This is a genomic window from Streptacidiphilus sp. MAP12-16, from assembly GCF_041262165.1.
GTDB lineage: Bacteria > Actinomycetota > Actinomycetes > Streptomycetales > Streptomycetaceae > Streptacidiphilus.
In genome coordinates, this window is record NZ_JBGCBY010000008.1 from 309,659 (window position 1) to 326,111 (window position 16,453).

The following is a 16,453-nucleotide window of genomic DNA, read 5'->3' on the forward strand; positions in this document are numbered from 1 at the left end:
GTCACCGCCCACACGCCCGTCAGCCCCGCGCCCCGCCCGCTGAACACGCCGCAGCCCCCGTGACCGCCGACCGGTCGCGGGGGCTGCGCTGGTACCTCGCGCGGGAGCCGCTCAGCTCGTGCGGGACTCCGCCCGCCGGGCGCGTACGTCGCCGACCTTGCGGCGGATCACCATCAGCGGCGCCATCAGCGCCAGGGTGACCTGCAGGCTGGCCCCCACCTGCAGCAGGGTGTGCCCGCCGGGCAGGCCGGTCGCCCAGGCTGCCAGGCAGCCCATGCTGACGACGATCCAGCACAGGGTGGCCGTGGCCAGGACGCCGTGCGGCTTGGGGTACTCGACCCGGCTCACCATCAGCGCCGCGACCGCGACGATGCCGATCACCGCGGGGACGAAGGGCGGGTTGAGCAGCACGATGGAGATCACCGTGAGTGCGCCCATCGGGCACGGCATGCCCTGGAACACGCCCGGGCGCATGGTCGTGCAGGAGAAGCGCGCGAGCCGGAGCACCACCGCGAGCAGCACCATGATCGCGATCCCGGCGGACACCTTCTGGTGCGCGCCGTTGGCGACCATGCCCCAGACCACGACGAAGTACGCGGGGGCGATGCCGAAGCTGATCAGGTCCGCGAGGTTGTCCAGCTCGGCGCCCAGCGCGGAACTGCGCAGCTTGCGCGCCACCAGGCCGTCGAAAAGGTCGAACATCGAGCCGATCAGCAGCAGCGTCACAGCGGTGGCGGCACTGCGCCGGTCACCGGACGTGGCCACTCCGGTGATGTGCGGGATCAGCACGCCGGTGGTGGTGCAGTAGATCGCGAGGAAGCCGCAGACGGCGTTGCCCAGCGTGAACATGTCCGCGGTGGACAGGTGCTGCGGGGACCGCGGGGCGCGCAGCTCCCGGTCCCGCGCCCAGCGCAGCCGACGGGCGGACCCGTCCGCGTCGTCGGAGTCGTCGGCCCCGTGGAGTGTCTCCGGGTCAGTCACGGTCAAGGCGAGTCACCCCAGCCGTGGTCCGCTGCCCGACCACCACACCGGGCTCCACTCCCTGCGGGAGGTAGGTGTCGACACGCGAGCCGAAACGGATCAGTCCGACCCGCTCGCCCTGCTCGACCTTGGTGCCCGCGGGCACGTAGGGGATGATGCGGCGCGCGACGGCCCCGGCGATCTGCACCATCTCGACGTCGCCGAGCTCAGTGTCGAAGTGCCACACCACCCGCTCGTTGCGGTCGCTGTCCTTGTTGAAGGCCGGCACGAAGCCGCCGGGCACGTGTTCGACCGAGGTCACGGTGCCGGCCAGCGGTGCGCGGTTGACGTGCACGTTGAGCGGGCTCATGAAGACCGCGACCCGGGTGCGGCCGTCCGGCCAGGCGTCGATGCTCTGCACCACGCCGTCAGCGGGACAGATCACCCGCCCCTCGCTGATGGTGCGCTCCGGATCGCGGAAGAACCAGAGCATCCCCGCGCTCAGCGCGGAGGCGGGGACCGCCGCCAGGGCCCACGCGCCGCTGCGCCGGGTGAGGGCGGTGCAGGCGGCAGCGGTGAGAACGGTGGGGACGAGCCAGGGCGAAGCGCCTCGTGCCAGCGTGACGCGGGGACGGTTCGTGGATCGTTGGGACGGACTGAGGGGCATCGAAGACCTTTGTCGCGGGGGCCCGGGAACGGTTGACGCCGGAGGGTTCCGGCGTGGGTGACCGCGCGCTGGGAGCCGCGTGATCGAGGGGTTCGGGGACGTAGCTGTCCAGGGGGGATGCTATCGGCAGCGGGCGGTGACTGGGCAACCTCCGGGTAACCGGAAATCGGCCGGGGACCGTGCCCCTGTATACGAACGTAGGCCTGTTGACCCCCTGGGGCCAAGCGTTTCAGCGGAACGGTGACAACTCTCTCAGGATCTCCAAAGGGTGGTCAGCAGGCGTGCGGGCCTGTCCAAGGGGCGCTCGAACGACTGTGCACGCCGGGGTGGATGCACGCCACCCGATGGGCGGAGGCCAGAACGGCGAAAACGGCCGGATCTCGCAGGATCCGGCCGAATATCGCCCTCACGTGGTAGCCCTCACTCGGCGAGGCGGTACTCCTCCAGCAGGCGGCGGCCGATGATCATCTTCTGGATCTCCGCGGTGCCCTCACCGATCAGCAGCATCGGAGCCTCCCGGTACAGGCGCTCGATCTCGTACTCCTTGGAGAAGCCGTAGCCGCCGTGGATCCGGAACGAGTCCTCCACGACCTCCTTGCAGTACTCCGAGGCCAGGTACTTGGCCATGCCGGCCTCCAGGTCGTTGCGCTGACCCGAGTCCTTCTTGCGCGCCGCCATGATCATCATCTGGTGCGCGGCCTCGACCTTGGTCGCCATCTCGGACAGCTTGAACTGGATCGCCTGGTGCTCGGCGATCTTCTTGCCGAAGGTCTCCCGCTGCTGCGCGTAGCGGATCCCCAGTTCGAATGCGCGCTGTGCGACGCCGCAACCACGGGCCGCGACGTTGACGCGGCCGACCTCGACGCCGTCCATCATCTGGTAGAAGCCGCGCCCGGAGACCCCGCCCAGCACCATGTCCGCGGGGACGCGGACGTCCTCCAGGATCATCTCGGTGGTGTCGACGCCCTTGTAGCCCATCTTCTCGATCTTGCCGGGGATGGTGAGGCCCGGGACGCTCTCGTTGGGACCAAAGCCCGGCGTCTTCTCGATCAGGAAGGTCGTCATCGACTTGTGCGGGGCCGCGCCCTCCGGCTGGCCCTCGTCGGTGCGGCAGAGCACCGCGACGAGAGTGGAGGTGCCACCGTTGGTCAGCCACATCTTCTGGCCGTTGATGACGTAGTCCGCCCCGGCGGAGTCGCCGTCGCGGACGGCCTTGGTGCGGATCGCGCCGACGTCCGAGCCGAGGCCCGGCTCGGACATCGAGAAGGCGCCGCGGACCTCGCCGGTCGCCATACGCGGCAGGAAGTGCTCCTTCTGCGCCTGGGTGCCGTGCTGGGCGATCATGTAGGCGACGATGAAGTGGGTGTTGACGATGCCGGAGACCGACATCCAGCCACGGGCGATCTCCTCGACCACCAGCGCGTAGGTGAGCAGCGACTCGCCGAGGCCGCCGTACTCCTCCGGGATCATGAGCCCGAACAGGCCCATCTCCTTCATGCCCTCGACGATGGCGGTGGGGTACTCGTCGCGGTGCTCCAGCTCGTTGGCGACCGGAATGATCTCCTTGTCGACAAAGCTCCGCACCGTGGCGAGGATGTCCTGTTGGATCTCGGTGAGACCTTCGGTCTGGGCGAGGCGTCCCATGTGGCTACTCCTGAACGAGGCAAGAACAAGAACAAGAAGGGGAGGGCGAAGGTGCCCTGCGGGCGTGGCAGACACCGCAGGGCACCCCGTTGGGGGGTAGGGGCTGTCCGCCCTAGGAGCGGGGCTCCGGGCGCCCCGGCTGCTCGCCGCCGCGCTCCTTGATGTAGGTCTCGGTGGGGACCATGACCTTGCGGCGGAACACGCAGACGACGGTGCCGTCCTGCTTGTAGCCCTTGGTCTCGACGTAGACGATGCCGCGGTCCGACTTGGACTTGGACGGCGTCTTGTCCAGCACCACGGTCTCGCCGTAGATCGTGTCGCCGTGGAAGGTCGGCGCGATGTGCTTCAGCGACTCGACCTCCAGGTTGGCGATGGCCTTCCCGGAGACGTCCGGCACGGACATGCCCAGCAGCAGCGAGTAGATGTAGTTGCCGACGACGACGTTCCTGCCGAAGTCGGTGGTCTTCTCGGCGTAGTTGCTGTCCATGTGCAGCGGGTGGTGGTTCATGGTCAGCAGGCAGAAGAGATGGTCGTCATACTCGGTGACCGTCTTTCCGGGCCAGTGCTTGTAGACCGCGCCGACCTCGAACTCTTCGTAGGTGCGTCCGAACTGCATGGTCTTCAGGCCTCCAGGCTGTGACTAGTTGGGTGCGTCGAACTTGCTGGTGCGCTGCATCCCCGCCGCGCGGCCCTTGCCCGCGATCACCAGCGCCATCTTGCGGCTGGCCTCGTCGATCATCTCGTCACCGAGCATCGCCGAGCCCTTGCGGCCGCCGGCCTCCGAGGTGCACCAGTCGTAGGCGTCCAGGATCAGCTCGGCGTGGTCGTAGTCCTCCTGGGTGGGGGAGAAGACCTCATTGGCGGCGTCGACCTGGCCGGGGTGCAGCACCCACTTGCCGTCGAAGCCCAGCGCGGCCGCGCGGCCGGCTACCTCGCGGTAGCCGTCGACGTTGCGGATCTGCAGGTAGGGGCCGTCGATCGCCTGCAGGTCGTGCATCCGCGCCGCCATCAGGATGCGCATCAGGATGTAGTGGTAGGCGTCGGCCGGGTAGCCGGGCGGCTGCTCGCCGACGACCAGCGACTTCATGTTGATGGAGGCCATGAAGTCGGCCGGGCCGAAGATGATGGTCTCCAGCCGGGGCGAGGCTCCGGCGATGGCGTCCACGTTGACCAGGCCCTTGGCGTTCTCGATCTGCGCCTCGATGCCGATCCTCCCGACCTCGAAGCCCATCGTCTTCTCGATCTGGGTGAGCAGCAGGTCCAGCGCGACGATCTGCTGGGCGTCCTGGACCTTGGGCAGCATGATGCAGTCCAGGTTCTGGCCGGCGCCCTCGACCACGGTCACCACGTCGCGGTAGGTCCAGTGCGTGGTCCAGTCGTTGACGCGCACCGTGCGGGTCTTGCCGCTCCAGTCACCGGTGTTGAGCGCGTCCACGATGGTGTGGCGGGCGCCCTCCTTGGCGAGTGGCGCGCAGGCGTCCTCCAGGTCCAGGAAGACCTGGTCGGCGGGCAGGCCCTGGGCCTTCTCGAGGAAGCGCGGGTTGCTGCCCGGCACGGCGAGGCAGGAGCGGCGGGGGCGCAAACGATTCGGGAGGTGCGCGGCGGAGCCGCTCGTCGAAAGGGCGGCGGCGGGAGACGGGTGGGCTGTCATCGATCCTCTTCGGTGGTGAGGGGCTTGGGGTGGGGCGGCCGGTGCCTGCGACTCTATTGCGCGGCCGGAACGCGTCCCTTCCAGGGCTCCAACTGGTGTGCCCGGCGGATCTCGTCCACGATCCGGCCGATGATGGTGGTGATGCCGAAGTCCTTGGGGGTGAACACCGCCGCAACGCCCTCGGCGAGCAGTGCCTGCTCGTCCGCCGCCGGGATGATCCCGCCCACGATCACCGGGACGTCCTCGACCCCGGCCCGGCGCAGCCGCCGCAGCACGTCGGGAACGAGCTCGGTGTGCGCGCCGGAGAGGATGGAGAGGCCGACGCAGTGGACGTCCTCGGCCACGGCCGCTGCCGTGATCTGCTCCGGCGTCAGCCGGATGCCCTGGTACACCACCTCGAACCCGGCGTCGCGGGCCCGGACGGCGATCTGCTCGGCACCGTTGGAGTGGCCGTCCAGGCCGGGCTTTCCGACCAGCAGCCGCAGCTTGCCGGCGCCCAACTGCTCGGCCGTGGCGCGCACGGCCTCCCGGACGGCCAGCAGCTCGGCGCCGCTGTCGCCGGTGAGCACGCCGGTGACGGGCGCGCCGCCGACCCCGGTGGGCGCGCGGTACTCGCCGAAGACCTCGCGCAGGGCCTGCGACCACTCGCCGGTGGTCACCCCGACCCGGACGCAGGCGAGGGTGGCCGGCATCAGGTTGTCCGTCGTGGCCGCCTGCCGCTTGAGCTCGGCCAGCGCGGCCTGCGCCGCGTCCTCGTCGCGGTGCTTGCGCCACTGCGCGAAGGCGTCGACCACGGCCTGCTCGGACGCCGGGTCCATCTGCATGATCGCGGTGTCCAGGTCGGCGGTGAGCGGGCTGGGCTCGGTGGTCTCGAAGCAGTTGACGCCGACGACCTTGTCCTCGCCGGACTCGATCCGGCCCCGGCGCTCGGCGTGCGAGGCGACCAGGGCGGCCTTGAGGTAGCCGGACTCGACGGCGGGGATGACGCCGCCCATCTCCAGCACCTTGGCGATCTCCTGCTCCGCGCCCTCGGCCAGCTCGGCGACCTTGGCCTCGACGACCTTCGAGCCCTCGAACAGGTCACCGTACTCCAGCAGGTCCGACTCGTAGGCCAGCACCTGCTGGATGCGCAGCGACCACTGCTGGTCCCACGGACGGGGCAGGCCCAGCGCCTCGTTCCAGGCCGGGAGCTGGACGGCGCGCGCGCGGGCGTCCTTGGACAGCGTCACCGCGAGCATCTCCAGCACGATCCGCTGGACGTTGTTCTCCGGCTGCGCCTCGGTCAGGCCCAGTGAGTTGACCTGCACGCCGTAGCGGAACCGGCGCTGCTTGTCGTCGGTGATGCCGTAGCGCTCGCGGGTGACGGAGTCCCAGATCCGGCTGAACGCACGGAGCTTGCACATCTCCTCGACGAAGCGGACGCCCGCGTTGACGAAGAAGGAGATCCGCGCGACCACGTCGCCCATCTGCTCCAGCGGGACCTGCCCGCTGTCGCGGACCGCGTCCAGGACGGCGATCGCGGTGCACATCGCGAAGGCGAGCTCCTGGACCGGCGTGGCCCCCGCCTCCTGCAGGTGGTAGCTGCAGATGTTGATGGGATTCCACTTGGGGATGTTCGCCACGGTGTAGGCGATCATGTCCGTGGTCAGCCGGATGCTCGGCCCGGGCGGGAAGACATGCGTCCCCCGCGACAGGTACTCCTTGACGATGTCGTTCTGGGTGGTGCCGGTGAGCTTCGCGGTGTCCGCGCCCTGCTCCTCCGCGACGACCTGGTACATCGCCAGCAGCCACATCGCCGTGGCGTTGATCGTCATGGAGGTGTTGGTGCGCTCCAGCGGGATGCCGTCGAACAGCGCCCGCATGTCGCCGAGGTGGCTGACCGGGACGCCGACCCGGCCGACCTCGCCCCTGGCCAGGATGTGGTCGGGGTCGTAGCCGGTCTGGGTGGGCAGGTCGAAGGCGACGGAAAGGCCCGTCTGACCCTTCGCCAGGTTCTTCCGGTAGAGCTCGTTGGACGCGGTGGCGGACGAGTGTCCGGCGTACGTCCGCATCAACCAGGGGCGGTCTCGCTCAGTCACGGTCATTCACCCCGGAAGCGCTGGATCGCAGGCAGGTGCTTCGCGCGCAGTTCCTCGTCGCGGACGCCCAGGCCCTCGCGCGGGGAGAGGCACAGAACGCCGACCTTGCCCTGGTGCTTGTTGTGGTGGACGTCCAGCGCCGCCTGGCCGGTCTCCTCCAGGGTGTACGTCCGGGACAGGGTCGGGTGGATCTTCCCCTTGGCGACCAGGCGGTTCGCCTCCCACGCCTCGCGATAGTTGGCGAAGTGCGAGCCGACGATGCGCTTCAGCGACATCCACAGGTAACGGTTGTCGTACTGGTGCATGTATCCGCTGGTCGAGGCACAGGTGACGATCGTGCCGCCCTTGCGGGTCACGTAGACGCTCGCGCCGAAGGTCTCCCGGCCCGGGTGCTCGAAGACGATGTCGACGTCCTCACCGCCGGTCAGCTCGCGGATCTTCCCGCCCAGGCGCTTCCACTCGCGCGGGTCCTGGTTGTTCTCGTCCTTCCAGAACTTGTAGTCCTCGGCGCTGCGGTCGATGATCGCCTCCGCGCCCATCTTCCGGCAGATGTCGGCCTTGGCGTCGTTCGAGACCACGCAGATCGGTGTCGCTCCGCCTGCCAGCGCGTACTGCGTGGCGTAGGAGCCGAGGCCGCCGCTGGCGCCCCAGATCAGCACGTTGTCGCCCTGCTTCATCCCGGCGCCGTTGCGGCTGACCAACTGGCGGTAGGCGGTGGAGTTCACCAGGCCCGGGGACGCCGCCTCCTCCCAGGTCAGGTGGGCCGGCTTCGGCATCAGCTGGTTGGACTTCACGAGCGCGATCTCCGCCAGCCCGCCGAAGTTGGTCTCGAAGCCCCAGATGCGCTGCTCCGGGTCCATCATCGTGTCGTTGTGGCCGTCGGAGCTCTCCAGCTCCACGCTCAGACAGTGCGCGACGACCTCGTCCCCGGGCTTCCAGGCGTGGACGCCGGGGCCGGTCCGCAGGACCACACCCGCCAGGTCCGAGCCCACCACGTGGTACGGCAGGTTGTGTCGCGCGGTCTCCGGCGACAGCTTCCCGTAGCGCTCCAGGAAGCTGAAGGTCGAGACCGGCTCGAAGATCGAGCTCCACACGGTGTTGTAGTTCACCGCGCTGGCCATCACCGCGACCAGGGCCTCGCCCGGGCCGAGCTCGGGCACGGCGACCTCGTCCAGGTGCAGGGACTTGCGCGGGTCCTTGTCGCGGCTGTCCAGGCCGGCGAACATCTGCTCCTCGTCCTTGTGGAGCGTGACCGCCCGGTAGGAGTCGGGGACGGTGAGCGCGGCGAAGTCCGCAGGGCTCGCGTCCTCGCTGATGATCGCTTCGAGGATTTCCTTCATGGCTGCCTCCGGCGGCGTCCCCCCGCTGAGGGGGTGCGGGGTGCGTCGATTTGGGGGTTACCGGGAGCGGACACCGGTGGTCTGAGGGGAACTTCTTGTGCGCTTCAGTCGCAGGGGTGGGGCTGTTCCGAGCTTGGCGGGGCTGTCCGTGCAGGGATGGCGCACGAACGCTGGGCATGGCGCGCCAGGGTGGGGAGCCGCGGCGCCGCGACCAGTGGGTAACAACGTACTGGCACGCTGTGCCACTCGTAAAGACACTGCGTGCCATCATTTTGGCCTCAGGACACGTGAGCGTCATCACGTCGCAACGTCTATCCCGGGAAACGCCGCAGGCCCACCCGACTCGCCGGTGTGGGCCTGCTCGCTTCTGTGCTGTGACCTGCTCTTATGATCCGACTTTAGGACCCACTGGGTGCTCCGAGCGCGGCCCGGATGCTCTGCAGGACCTCGTCCAGAGGTGCGTCGGTGCGGGCCACGGTGATCAGTACCTCGCCCGACGGTGTGGCACTCACGGCGCTCTCGACCGCACTGCTCAGGGTCTCCGCGGTGCCATGGCTGGCACTGCGTGCCACGCCAGGTGCCTGCGGCCTGCTGGGCGCGTTGCCCCAGAAGGTCCGCTTGATCACCTCGAAGGCATGGTCCAGCTGCGGTTCCACCTCACCCCGCCCGCCCGAGCGCAGCCAGCGGCGCAGCACGTGGTTGTGCGCCGCGACCACGGCCGCCGCCGACACCTCCGCGAGCATCGCGTCGTCGCCGACACCCCGCTCCCAGCCGCCGGACGACTGGCCGGCCGTGTCGAAGCGGCCCAGCAGGTACCGGGTGAACAGCCGCTCGTAACGGGCCACCACCGCGATCTCCCGCTCACGCAGCGTCGGCACCTGACGGATCAGCCGGTACCGCGCCACCGAGACGCCCGGAGTCGCCGCGTACATCCGCAGCACCTCCTTGATGCCCCGGCAGACCACGTCGAGCGGATGCTCGGCGGGATCGGCACCCGCCAGCAGGTCGGCCACCAGGATCAGCGTGTCGTCATGGTCCGGGAAGATCGCCTCTTCCTTGGACCGGAAGTAGCGGAAGAAGGTGCGCCGGGCCACGCCTGCGGCGGCGGCGATCTGATCGACCGTCGTCTCCTCGTAGCCCTGGTTGGCGAACAGCTCCATCGCCGCCGCCGCGAGATCCTGGCGCATCTGCTGCCGCTGCGCTGTGACCCTGCGGCCGCCGACACCGTTGGTCTGGTCGACCTGCTGCGACACCGGCTGTGACACCTGTTGCGACTCCTGCTGTCCTGCCTGTGTTTCTGCCCCGCTCATGACGCGAACGCTACACTCCGCGCGGGGCCGGACGGGCGCTGTCACCGGCGGGCGTGGTCGCGAAATCCACGTCCCGTCTTGCGTCCCAGGCACCCGGCCGCCACCAGGTGCTCCAGCAGCGGTGCGGGCGCGAGGCCCGGCTCGCGGAACTCAGCGTGCAGCACCTTCTCGATCGTCAGCGACACGTCCAGGCCCACCACGTCCAGCAGCGCGAACGGGCCCATCGGGTAGCCGCAGCCCAGCTTCATCGCGGTGTCGACGTCGTCGACCGAGGCGTAGTGCTCCTCGATCATGCGCACAGCGTCGTTCAGGTAGGGGAACAACAGCGCGTTCACGATGAACCCGGCGCGGTCGCCGCACTCCACCGGGTGCTTGCGCACCTTCGCGCAGAGCTCCAGCACCGTCGCCGTCACGTCCTCGGCTGTCAGCACCGTGCTGACGACCTCCACCAGCTTCATCGCCGGGGCCGGGTTGAAGAAGTGCATCCCGACCACGTCCTGCGGACGGCCGGTCGCCATCGCGCACTTGATCACGGGCAGGCTCGACGTGGTCGTCGCCAGCACCGCGCCCGGCTTGCAGATCTTGTCCAGGGTTGCGAACAGCTCCTGCTTCACCACGAGGTCCTCGGCCACCGCCTCCAGCACCAGGTCGGCATCGGCCAGGTCCTCCAGCGAGCCGCTCGCCGTCACCTGCGCCAGCGCCGCGTCCCGGTCCGCCTCGCTCAGCCGGCCCTTGCTGACCATCCGCTCCAGCGAGGTGCCCAGTGCGGCCTTCGCCCGGTCCGCCTTCTCCTGGCTGCGCGCCACCAGCGTGACGGCGTAGCCGGCCTTGGCGAACACCTCTGCGATGCCCGTCGCCATGGTCCCGGAGCCGCACACGCCGACAGTGCGCACCTCACGGCCGGCGGCCTTCGCCTCGCTCCCGCTGTGGTCCTCGGCGACCACCTGCGAGGAACCCGGGGCGGCGTACGCGTAGAAGCCGCGCCCGGTCTTGCGGCCGAGTAGTCCGGCCGCGGCCAGCTGGCCCAGGATCGGGGCGGGGGCGTGCAGCCGGTCGTGCGACTGCGCGTACATCGCCTCCAGCACGGTCTTCGCGGTGTCGACGCCGATCAGGTCGAGCAGTGCCAGCGGGCCCATCGGCAGGCCGCAGCCCAGTCGCATCGCCGCGTCGATGTCCTCGCGGGTCGCATAGCGGGATTCGAACATCGCGGCGGCCTGGTTCAGGTAGGCGAACAGCAGCCCGTTGACGATGAAGCCGGCGCGGTCGCCCGCCGCGACCGGCGACTTGCCGAGGCTCCGCGAGAACTCCGCCGCGGCCTCCGCGACATCCGTGCCGGTCAGCACCGTGCGGACCACCTCGACCAGCTGCATCACCGGCGCCGGGTTGAAGAAGTGCAGGCCGATCACCCGCTCCGGCCGCTGGGTCGCCGCGGCGATCCTGGTCACCGACAGCGCGGTGGTGCCGGTCGCCAGGACAGTCTCCGGCGGGCAGATCCGGTCCAGCTCGGCGAACAGCTCGCGCTTGAGCTCCAGCTGCTCCGGGATCTCCTCGATCACGAGCTGGGCCTCCGCGGCGCCGGCGAGCCGGTGGGTGACCGTGATCAGTTCCAGCAGCTCGGTGCGCTCGTCCGCGGTGATCCGCCCGCGTTCGACGGAGTGCGCCGTGGACTCCTCGATGCGGTGTCGGGCGGCCTCGGCCGCGGCGGCGTCCAGCTCGACACCGATCACCCGGCGCCCGCTGCGCGCCGCGATCTCGGCGATCCCGGCACCCATGGTGCCCAGGCCGACGACGGCGACGACGGGAAAGAGAGGGGTGTGCTCAGCCATGATCAAGACTCCTCGGGGAGCGCCGCGCCCGCCGTTCCGCTCCGGCGGTCGCGCGACAAAGAGATGAGGGGGGCACGGCGCGACTGAGGTCACCGTGTGAAACAAGAGTGCTGCGAGTGCTCTGGGTCGGGCTCGTCAGATGTGACGCCACGCCAGAGAAAAATCCACCCGACCCGTCGTGGCGGCTCCCGACGCCGACGGGGGTGGTGGCGGTTACTGTACCCCGGCTACCCACCGGTAGGAAGAGGGCGCGCCCGCGACGCAGTCAGGATCCCGACCCCGAGCGCCAGAGGGTGAGCCGCTGCCAGGCGGCGAGGCCGTCCGGGACCCAGGTCCATTCCGGGAGGCGCGCCGTCAGTTCGGCCTCGGTCAGGAAGGCGTGCCAGGCGACCTCGTCGGCCTGCGGGGAGACGTCGGCCGGGGTGCGGGTCTCGTAGACGGCGGACCACCAGGTGTGGTCCCGCGACTCGTAGAGGAAGCGGAAGAGCGGGGTGGGGGACAGGCCGGTGACGCCGAGTTCCTCCTCGGCCTCCCGCCCGGCGGCCTCGTCGTAGGACTCCCCGGCGCCCACCACCCCGCCGACGAACATGTCGTACAGGGACGGGAAGACCAGCTTCTCGGCGGTGCGGCGGTGGACGAAGATCCGGTCCTCCGGGTCCCGGGCGAGGACGAAGACGCAGCGGTGGCGCAGCCGCCGGGCGGTGGCCTCCCCGCGCAGGGCCTGGCCCACGACCCGGTCCTGGTCGTCGACGATGTCCAGCAGCTCGTCCGCGCTGCGTCCCTGCTGCATCAGGTGTCCCCCGGCCTGGAAGCGCCGAAGGCGCCGAAAGCGTCGGATGCGTCCGGACGGCGGCGGCCGGTGCCGAGGACGGCGACGGCGGGAAGGTCGACCAGGCCCGTCCCGGGGACGGCGTACCGAGCGACCGCGTCGTCGTAGTGGCGCTTGACCGCGGCAGCCGTGGCCGCGGACTGCCGGGCGATGAGCGAGCCGGTGATGGGGGTGCCCCCGACGACGGAACCCCACCACACGTCCGGGTCCACCCGGTGCAGCCACTCGACGCGGCGGGCCTCGGTGTCCGCGAGGCCCGCCGCGGCGAGCAGAGCGGCGAAGGCGACGGCGCGGTCCTCGGCGCCCGCGAGGAACGGGCCGGTACTGGGCAGGTCGGACGGGTGAGGGATGCCGGCCTCGGCGACGGACTCGCCGAACACGGCCGTCGCTCGCATCAGGGTGCGCTCCCAGCAGGTGAGTGCCAGGCGTCCGCCGGGGCGCAGCACGCGCCGCAGCTCGGCCAGCCCGGCGGCGGGGTCGCCGAGGTGGTTGATCACGAAGTTGCCCACGACGGCGTCGAACGACGCATCGGCGAACGGTAGTTCGGGCAGGGCTGCGGTGTGCACCTCGGCGCCGGGGCAGGCCGTGGCCGCTCGGGCGGCCATCTCCGGAGAGGCGTCGACGGCGCTCACCCGCGCACCGCGCGCCAGCGCGGCCGCGGCCACCACACCGGGCCCCGTGCCCACGTCCAGCACGGAGGTTCCGGCGCTGACGCCGGCCGCGTCGAGCAGCGGCGCCACGGTGTGCGCCGTCATCCGGGCGAAGCCGTTCTCGTACGCCTCGGTGCGGCCGACCCAGCCGCGTCGCTCGAACGCGTCGAAGGCGGTGGCGTCCCAGGTTGTCGTCATGCCCCGCATCATCGCAGGGCGGTGGCCCGCTCCCGAAGCTGGGCGTGCAGGCCGGAGTGCGGCGAGGCGCTCGGCAGCCAGCTCTTGCGGACCTTGGCGACGGCCGTGTAGTTGGTGTCGCAGACGTTGGCGAGCGGGGACTCGACCGCCTGCGAGAGGTACTGGTAGGCGTCCATGGCGGAGAAGCCGTAGTCGCGCACCAGCCACTGCACCAGGTCGTGTTGGGCGATCCGGAAGGCGTCCTCCAGCGGGCGGGCGGAGCCGGTGGAGATGATGTGGGTGTCGGACTCCAGGCGCGGCCACGGGGTGGCGACGCCCTTCAGCAGCTCGACGATGACGACGGTGTTCATGGCGCACTCCACGGCGACCCCGCAGGTCTCGCCCTCCCCCTGGCGGGCATGGCCGTCGCCGAGGCTGAACAGCGCGCCTTCGACGTTGACGCCCAGGTAGCAGGTGACGCCCGCGCGCATCTCCGGTGTGTCGAGGTTGCCGCCGTGGGCGTCGGGGACGAGCGCGGAGCGGACCTCGAGATTGGCGGGCGCGACGCCGACGGTCCCGTGCATCGGGTCCATCGGCAGTTCCAATTGGATCCCGTTGTCGCGGGCCGAGAACAGGCAGGTGCGGCGCTCGCGGTCCAGTTGCCAGATCCAGACGGTCTCCGGGAGCGGCGGTTGCAGGGTGGCGGTGGTGTGCGTGGAGGTGAGCGCGCCGAACAGCGGGACGGTGGTGGACGCGGCCCAGTCGCGGGCGGGTTCGACCGAGACGAAGTGGACCGCGAGGGTGTCGCCGACCTCGGCGCCCTCGACGAAGAACGGGCCCGTCTGCGGGTTCAGGAACGGGAACTCGCAGACCTCGGAGACCAGGGTCTTCTCGGAGGTCACCCGCCCGGCGAAGCAGTCCTCGGTGAACACGTCGAGCACCGTGCCCGGCGTGATCCGGGCGATCGGGGCCGCCCCGCCGAAGGTCCAGGCGTAGCTGTCCGGGGTGGGTCGTACGGTGAGGACGCGGGGATCGGTCACGCGCCCAGGCTAGGGGGCTTGCTCCGGCCGGTGGAAGAGGCCGTCCGCTTTCCGCGCGTCCCCACGGTCACGTCGGGCGGTCCGGTTTGGACGGCGCGGCTTGCGGTGGTTGGCTGAGGCGCAAGCACGTGAGCGCACAGTGAGCAGGAGGAGTACGACCATGGGCCAGGTTTACGCGGTCACCGAGCGGGTGCTGGACGCCTCGCCGGAGCAGGTCTTCGACGCGCTGGCCGACTACGAGAAGACCAGGCAGGGGCTGCTGCCCGCGCAGTACAGCGAGTACCAGGTCCGCGAGGGCGGCAAGGGCGCGGGGACGGTCGTCCACTGGAAGCTCCAGGCCACCGAGAAGCGGGTGCGCGACTGCCTGTTCACCGTCACCGAGCCGTCCCCCGGTCGGCTGGTGGAGACCGACGCCAACTCCAGCATGGTCATCACCTGGACGGTGACCCCGGCCGGCGAGGGCAAGGCCAAGGTCGTCGTCGAGACCACCTGGACCGGCGCGAGCGGCATCGGCGGCTTCTTCGAGCGGACCTTCGCTCCCAAGGGCCTCAACCGGATCCACAACGAGGTGCTGGGACGACTGGCCTCGGCCGTCGGCTGACCGGTCCCGAACTGCGTCAGCGGCCCTGCTCCGGAAGCCTTCCGGAGCAGGGCCGCTGACGTCGCCTTTGCGGAGGCGGGGTCAGAGCAGCAGGCTCAACGGCATGATCAGGGCGATCGCGACGACGGAGATGACCGTCTCCATCACCGACCAGGACTTCAGCGTTTGGCCCACGCTCATTCCGAAGTACTCCTTCACCAGCCAGAATCCGGCGTCGTTGACGTGGGAGAAGAACAGCGATCCGGCACCGATCGCCAGCACCAGCAGCGCGGTGTGGGTCGAGCTCATCCCCACCGCCAGCGGGGCGACGATCCCGGCGGCGGTGATGGTGGCGACCGTCGCCGAGCCGGTGGCCAGCCGGATCAGCACGGCGATCAGCCAGCCCAGCAGCAGGGCCGAGATGTGCAGATGGGTGGCCCAGCTGCTGACCGCGCCGCCGACGCCCGAGTCCACCAGGGTCTGCTTGAACCCGCCGCCCGCACCGACGATGAAGACGATCCCGGCGACGGGACCGAGCGACGCGGCGGTGGTCGCGGAGATCTTCCCCCGGCTGAAGCCCGCAGCCCGGCCGAGGGTGACCATGGCGACCAGGACGGCCAGCAGCAGGGCGATCAGGGGGGAGCCGACGAAGTCGAGGATCCGCTGCGGGGTGGCCTTGGGGTTGTCGACGACGATGTCCACCAGGGCCTTGCCGAGCATCAGCACGACCGGGAGCAGGATGGTGGCCAGGGTCGCGCCGAAGCTCGGGGCGCGGCGCGGCTCGCCGTCCGCCGCGGGGTCGGCGGCCGCGGGGTCGGCGACTGCGCGGTCGGTGGCTGCGGGGTCGGTGGCCGCGGAGTTGACGGCGGCCGGCAGCTCCAGCGGGCCGACCCAGCGCTCGGCGACACGGGAGAACAGGGGTCCCGCGACGACCAGGGTGGGCACGGCGACGAGCAGGCCGAGGGCCAGCGTGACGCCCAGGTTCGCGTGCAGCGCGGAGACGGCGACCAGCGGGCCGGGGTGCGGCGGCACCAGCCCGTGCAGCACGGAGAGGCCGGCCAGGGCCGGGATGCCCACCCGCATCAGCGGCAGGTTGCCGCGCCGGGCGACCAGCACCACGATCGGGACCAGCAGCACCACGCCGATCTCGAAGAACAGCGGCAGTCCCACCAGCGCGGCGATGAGGGCCATCGCCCAGGGCAGGCTGCGCGGCCCGGACCGTGCCAGCACGGTGTCCGCGATGATGGCGGCGCCGCCCGAGTCGGCGAGCAGCTTGCCGAGCATCGCGCCGAGTCCGATCAGCAGCCCGACGCTGGTGACGGTGGCGCCAAAACCGGTGGAGAAGCTGGTCATCAGCTTGTCGAAGGGCACTCCGGCGACGGCCGCGAGGACTCCGGAGCCGAGCGTCAGCGCCAGGAAGGGATGCAGCTTCAGCCAGGTGATGAGGACGACGATCACAGCTATGCCGAGCAGCATGGCGGTGAGGAGTCTGGCATCGCTGTTGCTGTGGGGGAGGACCGCGTCCGCGGCCAGCAGAAGGGTGGTCACGCTTTGTCTCCGTCGACAAGGAAGGGCGAGGGCGAGAGGTGGGGGGAGGAGCACCCTCCTAGGAGGGTGCTGAAGATCTAGGCCGGGCTCGCGACGCCCTGCGACTCCGCTTGCCGCGTTGTCGTCGGTCGCCAACCAACCACGGTTGGCTCC

The 16,453-nt window shown here is 70.4% G+C and carries 14 protein-coding genes; 1 reads left to right on the plus strand and 13 read right to left on the minus strand.

The window, feature by feature from the left end; genetic code table 11:
- Positions 1–111: 111 nt before the first annotated feature.
- From ABIA33_RS13555 to ABIA33_RS13610, 12 genes are all read right to left on the minus strand, one after another.
- Positions 112–987, minus strand: a complete 876-nt coding sequence (locus ABIA33_RS13555) for a phosphatidylcholine/phosphatidylserine synthase (RefSeq protein ID WP_370080886.1) — start codon at positions 985–987, stop codon at positions 112–114.
- Positions 974–1,627 carry a phosphatidylserine decarboxylase gene (locus tag ABIA33_RS13560; RefSeq protein ID WP_370080888.1) on the minus strand — a complete coding sequence of 218 codons (654 nt, stop codon included), beginning with the start codon at positions 1,625–1,627 and terminating at the stop codon, positions 974–976. Before ABIA33_RS13560 ends, ABIA33_RS13555 begins: the two co-directional genes overlap by 14 nt.
- Positions 1,628–2,047: 420 nt before the next feature.
- Entirely contained in the window at positions 2,048–3,271 is a 1,224-nt protein-coding gene (locus ABIA33_RS13565) for an acyl-CoA dehydrogenase family protein (RefSeq protein WP_370080889.1), read from the minus strand.
- 112 nt (positions 3,272–3,383) lie between these two features.
- On the minus strand, positions 3,384–3,887 hold the full coding sequence (locus tag ABIA33_RS13570; RefSeq protein WP_370080891.1) for a MaoC family dehydratase: 504 nt from the start codon (positions 3,885–3,887) through the stop codon (positions 3,384–3,386).
- Between the two features lie 24 nt (positions 3,888–3,911).
- Positions 3,912–4,922 (minus strand): CoA ester lyase, encoded by a 1,011-nt coding sequence (locus ABIA33_RS13575; RefSeq protein ID WP_370080893.1) that lies wholly within the window; start codon positions 4,920–4,922, stop codon positions 3,912–3,914.
- Between the two features lie 53 nt (positions 4,923–4,975).
- Positions 4,976–7,006 carry a protein meaA gene (locus ABIA33_RS13580; protein WP_370080895.1) on the minus strand — a complete coding sequence of 677 codons (2,031 nt, stop codon included), beginning with the start codon at positions 7,004–7,006 and terminating at the stop codon, positions 4,976–4,978.
- Positions 7,003–8,340, minus strand: a complete 1,338-nt coding sequence (gene ccrA, locus ABIA33_RS13585) for a crotonyl-CoA carboxylase/reductase (RefSeq protein WP_370080897.1) — start codon at positions 8,338–8,340, stop codon at positions 7,003–7,005. The genes ABIA33_RS13580 and ccrA overlap by 4 nt, the downstream gene beginning before the upstream one ends.
- 398 nt (positions 8,341–8,738) lie before the next feature.
- A complete protein-coding gene (locus ABIA33_RS13590; RefSeq protein WP_370080900.1) occupies positions 8,739–9,650 on the minus strand; it encodes a TetR family transcriptional regulator in 912 nt (303 codons plus the stop codon).
- Between the two features lie 41 nt (positions 9,651–9,691).
- The gene (locus ABIA33_RS13595) at positions 9,692–11,476 is read right to left on the minus strand and encodes a 3-hydroxyacyl-CoA dehydrogenase family protein (protein ID WP_370080902.1); all 1,785 of its coding nucleotides are present in this window, start codon (positions 11,474–11,476) and stop codon (positions 9,692–9,694) included.
- A 265-nt stretch (positions 11,477–11,741) separates the two neighbouring features.
- Positions 11,742–12,266 (minus strand): NUDIX domain-containing protein, encoded by a 525-nt coding sequence (locus ABIA33_RS13600; protein ID WP_370080904.1) that lies wholly within the window; start codon positions 12,264–12,266, stop codon positions 11,742–11,744.
- Entirely contained in the window at positions 12,266–13,153 is an 888-nt protein-coding gene (locus ABIA33_RS13605; RefSeq protein WP_370080906.1) for a class I SAM-dependent methyltransferase, read from the minus strand. Before ABIA33_RS13605 ends, ABIA33_RS13600 begins: the two co-directional genes overlap by 1 nt.
- An 8-nt stretch (positions 13,154–13,161) precedes the next feature.
- Positions 13,162–14,172, minus strand: coding sequence for an acetamidase/formamidase family protein (locus tag ABIA33_RS13610; protein WP_370080908.1), 1,011 nt, complete (start codon positions 14,170–14,172; stop codon positions 13,162–13,164).
- A 160-nt stretch (positions 14,173–14,332) separates the two neighbouring features.
- Here ABIA33_RS13610 and ABIA33_RS13615 point away from each other — a divergent pair, with 160 nt between their 5' ends.
- On the plus strand, positions 14,333–14,773 hold the full coding sequence (locus tag ABIA33_RS13615) for an SRPBCC family protein (RefSeq protein ID WP_370080910.1): 441 nt from the start codon (positions 14,333–14,335) through the stop codon (positions 14,771–14,773).
- Positions 14,774–14,854: 81 nt separating this feature from the next.
- Here the strand turns inward: ABIA33_RS13615 and ABIA33_RS13620 are convergent, their stop codons facing one another.
- Complete coding sequence (locus ABIA33_RS13620) at positions 14,855–16,300, minus strand: GntP family permease (protein ID WP_370080912.1); 1,446 nt, start codon at positions 16,298–16,300, stop codon at positions 14,855–14,857.
- Positions 16,301–16,453 lie beyond the last annotated feature (153 nt).

What these genes read in the sequence shown, in the direction of transcription:
- ABIA33_RS13560 (WP_370080888.1), bottom strand. Translation starts at nt 1,627, where the DNA reads ATGCCCCTCAGTCCGTCCCAACGATCCACGAACCGTCCCCGCGTCACG.
- ABIA33_RS13565 (WP_370080889.1), bottom strand. Translation starts at nt 3,271, where the DNA reads ATGGGACGCCTCGCCCAGACCGAAGGTCTCACCGAGATCCAACAGGAC.
- ABIA33_RS13570 (WP_370080891.1), bottom strand. Translation starts at nt 3,887, where the DNA reads ATGCAGTTCGGACGCACCTACGAAGAGTTCGAGGTCGGCGCGGTCTAC.
- ABIA33_RS13575 (WP_370080893.1), bottom strand. Translation starts at nt 4,922, where the DNA reads ATGACAGCCCACCCGTCTCCCGCCGCCGCCCTTTCGACGAGCGGCTCC.
- ABIA33_RS13580 (WP_370080895.1), bottom strand. Translation starts at nt 7,006, where the DNA reads ATGACCGTGACTGAGCGAGACCGCCCCTGGTTGATGCGGACGTACGCC.
- ccrA (WP_370080897.1), bottom strand. Translation starts at nt 8,340, where the DNA reads ATGAAGGAAATCCTCGAAGCGATCATCAGCGAGGACGCGAGCCCTGCG.
- ABIA33_RS13590 (WP_370080900.1), bottom strand. Translation starts at nt 9,650, where the DNA reads ATGAGCGGGGCAGAAACACAGGCAGGACAGCAGGAGTCGCAACAGGTG.
- ABIA33_RS13595 (WP_370080902.1), bottom strand. Translation starts at nt 11,476, where the DNA reads ATGGCTGAGCACACCCCTCTCTTTCCCGTCGTCGCCGTCGTCGGCCTG.
- ABIA33_RS13600 (WP_370080904.1), bottom strand. Translation starts at nt 12,266, where the DNA reads ATGCAGCAGGGACGCAGCGCGGACGAGCTGCTGGACATCGTCGACGAC.
- ABIA33_RS13605 (WP_370080906.1), bottom strand. Translation starts at nt 13,153, where the DNA reads ATGACGACAACCTGGGACGCCACCGCCTTCGACGCGTTCGAGCGACGC.
- ABIA33_RS13615 (WP_370080910.1), top strand. Translation starts at nt 14,333, where the DNA reads ATGGGCCAGGTTTACGCGGTCACCGAGCGGGTGCTGGACGCCTCGCCG.